7 protein-coding genes are annotated in these 7,451 nt (G+C 46.8%); 2 read left to right on the top strand and 5 right to left on the bottom strand.

Going from position 1 to position 7,451, the window contains the following annotated elements; translation table 11 throughout:
- The 3 genes from OXG87_17120 to OXG87_17130 form a co-directional block, all read right to left on the bottom strand.
- On the bottom strand, positions 1–370 hold a 370-nt coding region (locus OXG87_17120), incomplete at its 3' end, for a PIN domain-containing protein (protein ID MCY3871272.1).
- Entirely contained in the window at positions 367–2,154 is a 1,788-nt protein-coding gene (locus tag OXG87_17125; GenBank protein ID MCY3871273.1) for a hypothetical protein, read from the bottom strand. The genes OXG87_17125 and OXG87_17120, both read right to left, overlap by 4 nt.
- A 70-nt stretch (positions 2,155–2,224) precedes the next feature.
- A complete protein-coding gene (locus OXG87_17130; GenBank protein ID MCY3871274.1) occupies positions 2,225–3,088 on the bottom strand; it encodes an MBL fold metallo-hydrolase in 864 nt (287 codons plus the stop codon).
- Positions 3,089–3,173: 85 nt separating this feature from the next.
- Here OXG87_17130 and OXG87_17135 point away from each other — a divergent pair, with 85 nt between their 5' ends.
- Both OXG87_17135 and OXG87_17140 read left to right on the top strand, forming a co-directional pair.
- On the top strand, positions 3,174–3,941 hold the full coding sequence (locus OXG87_17135) for a 3-ketoacyl-ACP reductase (protein ID MCY3871275.1): 768 nt from the start codon (positions 3,174–3,176) through the stop codon (positions 3,939–3,941).
- Between the two features lie 123 nt (positions 3,942–4,064).
- Positions 4,065–4,844: a hypothetical protein gene (locus tag OXG87_17140; protein MCY3871276.1), complete on the top strand. Its 780-nt coding sequence runs from the start codon at positions 4,065–4,067 to the stop codon at positions 4,842–4,844.
- Between the two features lie 161 nt (positions 4,845–5,005).
- On the opposite strand, the gene OXG87_17145 is transcribed toward OXG87_17140, so the two are convergent.
- Together OXG87_17145 and OXG87_17150 are read right to left on the bottom strand one after the other, a co-directional pair.
- A complete protein-coding gene (locus OXG87_17145; protein ID MCY3871277.1) occupies positions 5,006–6,325 on the bottom strand; it encodes a tetratricopeptide repeat protein in 1,320 nt (439 codons plus the stop codon).
- Between the two features lie 50 nt (positions 6,326–6,375).
- Complete coding sequence (locus OXG87_17150) at positions 6,376–7,143, bottom strand: CPBP family intramembrane metalloprotease (protein ID MCY3871278.1); 768 nt, start codon at positions 7,141–7,143, stop codon at positions 6,376–6,378.
- Positions 7,144–7,451 lie beyond the last annotated feature (308 nt).

Genomic DNA, 7,451 nt, shown 5'->3' on the forward strand with positions numbered 1-7,451 from the left:
CAAAAGCATAGGTCTCAGAAATACTATGCTTCTGACAAACCGCGAAACTGGTGCAATCTGTAAATGATAACTTTGCAGAATCGTATTGCCGAAAAAGCCGCTTAGCTTCTTGAAACAGGGTCTTATCTATTTCTGTGACGGTTAAACCATCTATTTTTTTAGCGCGTTCAATAAAGTCGAGAAACTGCACCGCTACTGAGTGGCTCACGTCATATCGAAGTCGCGTTATAGTTTCATCAAGCACATAATCCGTCGTTAAAAATCGCGTTTTTTGCCGTTTTAAGTCCGCGTAAATCGTCACAGCGTCGGTGTGATTCTGATCTCTTTGATTGGAAAGGGCAATCCAAGCACCGCTATCGACAAAAATCATGGTTTTGATCGCAATTCATAGATGATTTCATCGTGATTGACAGAACCATCAGTTCGGTCAGATTTTGCAAATCCAACCATCTCATCGAGAATCGCATATCCTTCTTCTATTTTATTTTTTTCTATGATTTCAGGGTTGATTGGACCGCTCCGCACAAGAAAGATAAAGTAATTAAGAACTTCTAATGCCTGCCATATAATTCCGGTAAACACATCGCGCAAATGCTGACTCTCAACACCGAAGTCCTTAGCAATTTTTCGATAGTTGCGACCTTTGCGATGCGCGGCACTGCTGGAACGCAGGCTCTGAAGTTTCCGCAAAAAGGCGATGCGCTCGGCAGCACCTTCAACATCATGGGCACTAAATACAGCTTCCAGACGTGCAATGCTACCTTTAAGTTTTGCTCTTTGATCTTTAGAAATGAGCGTGTTTAGGCGCCTCTCGTTTAGGGAATCAATGAGTATCTTTGTGAGACTCAAAACCAACGCATCAAAATCGCTTTGCTCATCGGTGGCTGGAATTCTCAAATTTTTGAAATGGTATTCGTCGCCTGTATCCAGTGGCAGCAACAATTGCCACCCCAGATATTCTTTACAGGCGTCTTGTAAATCTTGATAACGTATCCTAAACAAGTGTTCAGGTCGATCTGAATTTGCAGACTGATTCAAGATTTGACGCTTAAAATAGGTCTTACTTACACCGCCTTCGGGCAGGATATTGTAAGACCGCCAGTGTAGCTGTTCTGTATAAGGGAGGTCTCGCCCAAGATCGCCTAACCACGCACAGATTTTGTCGTCGTGATGGCTGTCAATCGCCATGCACCACAGGTCACCACAGCGCAGAAGCGAATCCTCTACGGTATATTTACTGGACTCATGGTAATACTTGTCTAAAACCTGTTTGCGAAAATGCACAGGGGTCAGATAATGGGGCGCGTCGGGGTTTGCTCCAAAATAATTTGCCAGAGCATCCGGGTCAGATGTATGGATAATTTCATCTCCGTCCTCATCGACATCAATGATAAATTCCACATGCTCTTCTTCCGGTTTCTCAGAAAATCCCCATAACCCGCTTTTGGATTTCGGCAGAGGTTTAATAAGTCGCTTTCCATCTAATCTGCTAAAAGATTTATATCTACCTAAACTCCTATCACCATAGCCATGGCACCAACGCATAAAACTATTCTGTTGATGTGCTTCTCCCCTTTCAAGTCCAAGTTCTTGTAGATCATATTCCGAGTTTTCTATGCAATCAAATTGAATTGATAAATACATCTCTTTAATTGCCAAGAACTGACGAATCTCCCTGAGCCTTATCTTGACGCAGTCTGGCTCCACAACCGCCACAGTGTATTCATTCCCTTCATCATCAATCTTGATGTATTTATCCGTCTTTCCGTCGTGATATAGATTGTGAAAAAGGCGAAACTCCTCAGATATTTCCATATAGGCATCATATAAACCAGAGAATTCGCGCCCCAAAACCAAAGGTTCCACTCTATTTGTTGTACCTCCATACCGGAGATATTCGACTCTCTCTTCTCCGCCTTCATAAGACACAGATGCATCAGGCATACCACCACCCCAACGGAGGTCCCAACTCGGAGAAGAAAATACTTGATCAATTCCATCCAATGGAATTAAAGCACAATAAATGCCGTAATTGTGGGACTCTCGGTGATCAGATAGATACACGGTGACCATCTCAGTCATTTTTAGATCGCGTTGCAACCATTCCAGCATCCTGGTTTGCGATAGCCGTTCTCGGTCTAAATCAATGCTCATCACCATCCTCCTTCTGCTATTTTGATTCCTGATCAAACAAATGTATAGCACAAAAACCACGTTTGTCAACTTAATCCCCTGATCTGATTCTCTCTCTCACCTCATAAACACCCGCATCATCTCGTCGCAATCGTCCCCATGCAACATCCGGATCGTGCGGCCACACCATAACCCAGTTCTCGGAAACCGCTCTCTCCATAACCTCTTGTTTAACCAGATAGGTCTGCCGCGGATACAGATCATACGCCATCACATAAATCGGCTTTAGATGATGCGTCGTAGGAATCAAATCCCCAACAAAACAAAACGTATCCTCGCCCGTATGCACCAGCACAGATTGATGCCTGCGGGTATGCCCTGGCGTAACTATGACCTCAACAAAAGAACAAATACGCTCATCTCCATCCAACAGCGAGAGCACAGATGCCAACGGCCTCATCACCTCGTCGTATCGATACCCATTCACCGTCTGCCCGTCGGCATTCTCCGCATCCTCCCATTCCCCCTCTTGCACATAATAAGTCGCATTTGGAAAAGCGGGCACATATTCACCACCCTCTTGCACCGTACAACCCCCAGCATGATCCTGGTGCAAATGCGTCAAGACAACCCGCGTAATCTCATCAGGCGCAATATGCAACGCCTCCAGAGATGCCATGAGACTATCCGACTCATCGAGCGCGTAAATCTCTCGCAGCTTTTCCGTCACCTTGCCCCCAAACCCGGTCTCAATCAGCAGGGTCTCCCCCTGTCCTCTCACAAGCAAACAATTCATCGTCAACCCAATGCGATTGCGCTCATCGGGCGGATAACACCTTTCCCAAAGCGGCCGGGGCACAACCCCAAACATTGCGCCGCCATCCATTCTCACACACCCGGCAGATAAAACCCACACATCGCAACCACCACTTTGCCTATAATCTACAATCGCCATTCTTTACCTCCAACTTTGCACTTCGCACTTACCCCTATATATCGTATCTTATTCCCAAACAAAACAACAAAAAACAGGAGGAAACATGCCAGCAGCACTCGTCACCGGATCCAGCAGAGGCATAGGCAGAGGCATAGCGTTCTGCCTTGCCGACGCGGGCTACGACATCCTCGTCAACTACGCGGGCAATCTAACCGCAGCAGAAGAAACCGCAACAGGCGTTCAAGAACGCGGACAAAACGTCCACATTTGTCAGGGCGACATAACCCGCATAGAAGATGGCAAACGCCTCGTAGATACCACACTCGAAGCCTTTGGCCGCCTCGACATGCTCGTCAACAACGCCGGCATTGCCCCCCGCGTGCGCGCCGACATACTCGAAGCCACGCCAGAAAGCTATGAAGACGTCATGAACACCAACCTCAAAGGCCCCTACTTTTTGACCCAATACGCGGCAAACCACATGATCACACTCAAACAACAGGGAAAAATACAAACACCGCGCATCGTCGTCATCACCTCCATATCGGCCTACACCTCTTCAACAGCGCGCGGCGAATACTGCGTCTCAAAAGCTGGCCTGAGCATGATGACGCGCCTATTTGCCGACCGGCTCGCAGAACACGGCATCCCCGTCAATGAAATCCAGCCGGGCATCATCCAGACCGACATGACAGGACCCGTAAAAGAAAAATACGACCATTTGATCGCCGATGGACTGACCCCCATCCGCAGGTGGGGACAACCCGAAGACATCGGCAAAGCCGTAGCGGCCATTGGACTCGGATATTTCGACTTCACAACCGGCGCAGCAATCCCGGTTGACGGCGGATTCCACATGCACCGGCTATGATAGTCCACATTCCCCAATTTGCCTCTGATTTCCCGGGGTACGAGGTTGACATATTTGCCCTTATATCCTACCTTATAAGTAAGTATAAAACATCGTATTCGACGCTTTCAAGTGAGGACCCAAATGCTGAAACGCTTTTTTAGTAAAAATGACGAAGAACCAGATAATGGTACAAGCAAAGAAAGACAAATCCACATCGAAGGGCAAGACGAGCACGTTCAGGAAGCCATGGACCTCCTCGCACAAGAGGATCAAGATGAACTCGACGAAGCCCTTGACGAAGTTAATGAAACCGTAAGAGAAGCTGCCAGAGCCTCCCTGCGCGACCTGAGACTCATGCAAGAGGGCCACTGTCCATCCTGCGGCCACAAAACGCTGCGGCAATTTCTCTTTACAACTGTGTGTTCCAGTTGCGGTTGGTTTTCTTTTATCTCGCCCGAAGAAGGCAAATCTCACATCCACCTGCAAAGTGGGCGCACCATCGAATGCGGCACCACATTTGACACCAAAGGCGACTTTGTACTCGGCATCACAAGCGGTGTGGTTCGCGCCAAAGTGCCCAAGGAAAATGTCGAATACATCGAATTTTCCTGGACCGACGAAGAAGTCCGGCGCAAACGCGAATCCCGCGCAAAAGAGGAAACGGGAATATGCAGCTGGTGCGAAAAATCCCTCGCCGATGATGGTGATGAAAATATCATTGTCTATGCTGCTTTTGGCTCCACCCAGGAACGCTATGTCTTCTGTTCGACAAAATGCAACGAAGCCTTCCAAAAACAATATCCCATTCGCATTCACAAAAATTGCTACGAACGCTCCTGCCTCGATTGCGACCTGTGCAACAAACGCTACCTGGGCGAAGACGAGACCTTCCTCAAATTGCTCGAGCAAGGGAAAGTGTGAGAAGGCAGTCAGCAGTCAGCTATCAGCCCACCCAACCCCAAAAACCAATCCCCCATCGCAAAAATGCGCGATGGGGGATTTTTTAGTCGGCTTATGTGATTTGAAATATTTTAGAATGCGGATAAATCAGATGGTCACATCACACCTCACGCCATAGCATTCTATTTAAAAACTTCCAAATCTTTCAAGACTTGAAATGCTTCATCTGATTGCATACCCTTTTTGTAATCGGGATTCAATACAATCGCTCTTTGCAAGGAAGAAACAGCGGAATCTCGGTTGCCCAAAAAGACATAGACACGAGCGCGATTGTACAATGCCAGGTGATAGTCATCCTTCAGCATCAGTGCCTGGTCAAAAGCTGTGAGTGCCTCGTCGTATTGCTTTAGTGAATACAATGCCCACCCTTTGTTATTCCAGGCAAAAGCAGCGAGAGTAGAATCCGGATCCATCCGAAGTGCATCATCAAAACATTTGATAGCATCTTCAAATCGCTCCATCATCAGTAATACCACACCTTTGCTATTCTGCAGACTGACATCCTGAGGTGATTTCTCAATTGCCGTTTCAAATACGTCCAGGGCCTCGTCATATCGCTCTAAATCTATCAATGCAGAGGCTTTTTGTTTTAGCAACAAAGTCTGATAGGAAGACGCAGTCTCGTTGCGATCCAACGCTTTTGTTGGCCCATCTAATCCCGCGCCAATCGCCCGATCAAATATTTCGAGTGCCGCTTCAAATTGTTTCGCTTCGGCATAGGCCTGTCCTTTCAGAAGCACTATGTTCGGATTATCAGGACTGTATGCAAGGATTTGATCATAGGCGTCAATGGCTTGATCATAGAATTTTTGTTCGAGGTAAATTGCCGCTTTCCACTGCCAAGCAGTGGTATCTTTTGGATCCAAATCTATCGCCTGATCAAATGCTTCCAAGGCTTGTGCATATAATCTTTTTTTGTAAAAAGCTTTCCCCTTATCACGCCAAAATTTGGGATTTGCATTATTTAAATGCGGATCGGTCTCAGCAACATTCAGAATTTCTCGAGATTCTTGCTCTCGCCCCATTGCCTTGAGTATCTCTGACTTTAGAATCAGAATCACCCTGTGGTCATCTGGTTTGGAGACCACATCAAGTGCGCGATCAATATGATGAAGTGCCGCCTTGTGCTCTTCCATCTTGAGAAGCAAACGCGACAAGTGATAGGCGTAAACTGAATTCGTTGGGAGTAGCGCACTGGCTCTATCAAAACAATACGCCGCCATCTTGATATTGCCTAACTGCTCTTCCAAAGCACCGAGTGACTCCCAGGCAAAGTAATGGTCAGATCGGATCCGAATTGCAGCCTTATATGCTTCCATAGCCTTGTCGTTATCCCCTTCCCTGGCATAGTGGAGACCGCGGACTCTCAGGATAGCAGCATAGTGGTGTGGATTGCTATGCAGAGCAAGTGCCATGAATGCAGCGGAGTAAATCCAGGGCAAAAGGAGGAATCCTATTCTGATCGCAATAGGAGATTTGAGGAAGAATTTTATCATGGCAGCAATGGCGGCTCTGTCTTGGCTATTGTTCCCCCTATGAGGTAGCCAATCAGAGGCGCACTGTGATAGGTCAGGTTTACTGCTGCATGGATTACAACACATGGCAGAAGCGTGCGTCTGGTTTCGTACAAATAGGCAGCTAAAAGACCAAAAGAAAAATGAGTGAAAAAGAGAAAGACAATCGTCAGGGAATATGCTACCAATGCCCGCTGAACTGACTGGTGAATGAAGACAAAGATGACCGTTGATATAATCGCTGCAGGCCACCGACCAAACCGGGGTCTTATTATACCGTAAATCAGAAACCGATAAATGAGTTCCTCGTAAAATGGAATCAAAAGAACAGATCTGATCATGCGTATGAATATGAACCAAAGCTCAGATTCATACTGTGGTCCAAAACCTGAAGGAATCTCCAAAGCCAGATTGAATGAAGTTGCTGCAAGCGCAACATAACCCCACTTGAGCAAGTCTTTTGAATCGGACTTTTGGAGACCCAAAATTTTAGTGATTGACACACCTGTAATAAAATGTACAGCAACCCCCATTGCGACGGTTATGAGACCTACAACCCCTACTTCTACGATCCAGTCCAATGCTGTATGGGAAGATATATGGGGACGAAAAACGATATGGGAGTAGATCCATATTCTATTGGTGAGCACCGCAACGAGCAACAGAATTAAACCAGAGCGTAGCGAGAGTGATAGTGATACCGGCCAATTAGCAGAACAGGTCCTTCGAGGGATGTTCACGCCCATGATTATTCCTCTCTATCTACAGGTATTAATCGCCAGTAGCCTTTTTCTCATCATCGGTGTCAGTTTCTGGCACTGGTACCGCTGTTTCTGTTTTACGCGTGTATCCCACAGGAGTAGAAAGAACATTTACCTGGTACGTACTATCTGCAGATACTGTGGTCGTTGTGCTCGAGCCGGAAAATGGGAGACCCATTGTCTCGGTTATAGTAGTTCGTTCCGTATGACTACCCCGGATAGTATCCACATGTGTAGTGGTTAAGTGAATCCCAGAGCTATCCACAGATAAATCTGGTCCAATAGTGAGCCTC

Source organism: Gemmatimonadota bacterium, assembly GCA_026706845.1.
Lineage (GTDB): Bacteria > Latescibacterota > UBA2968 > UBA2968 > UBA2968 > VXRD01.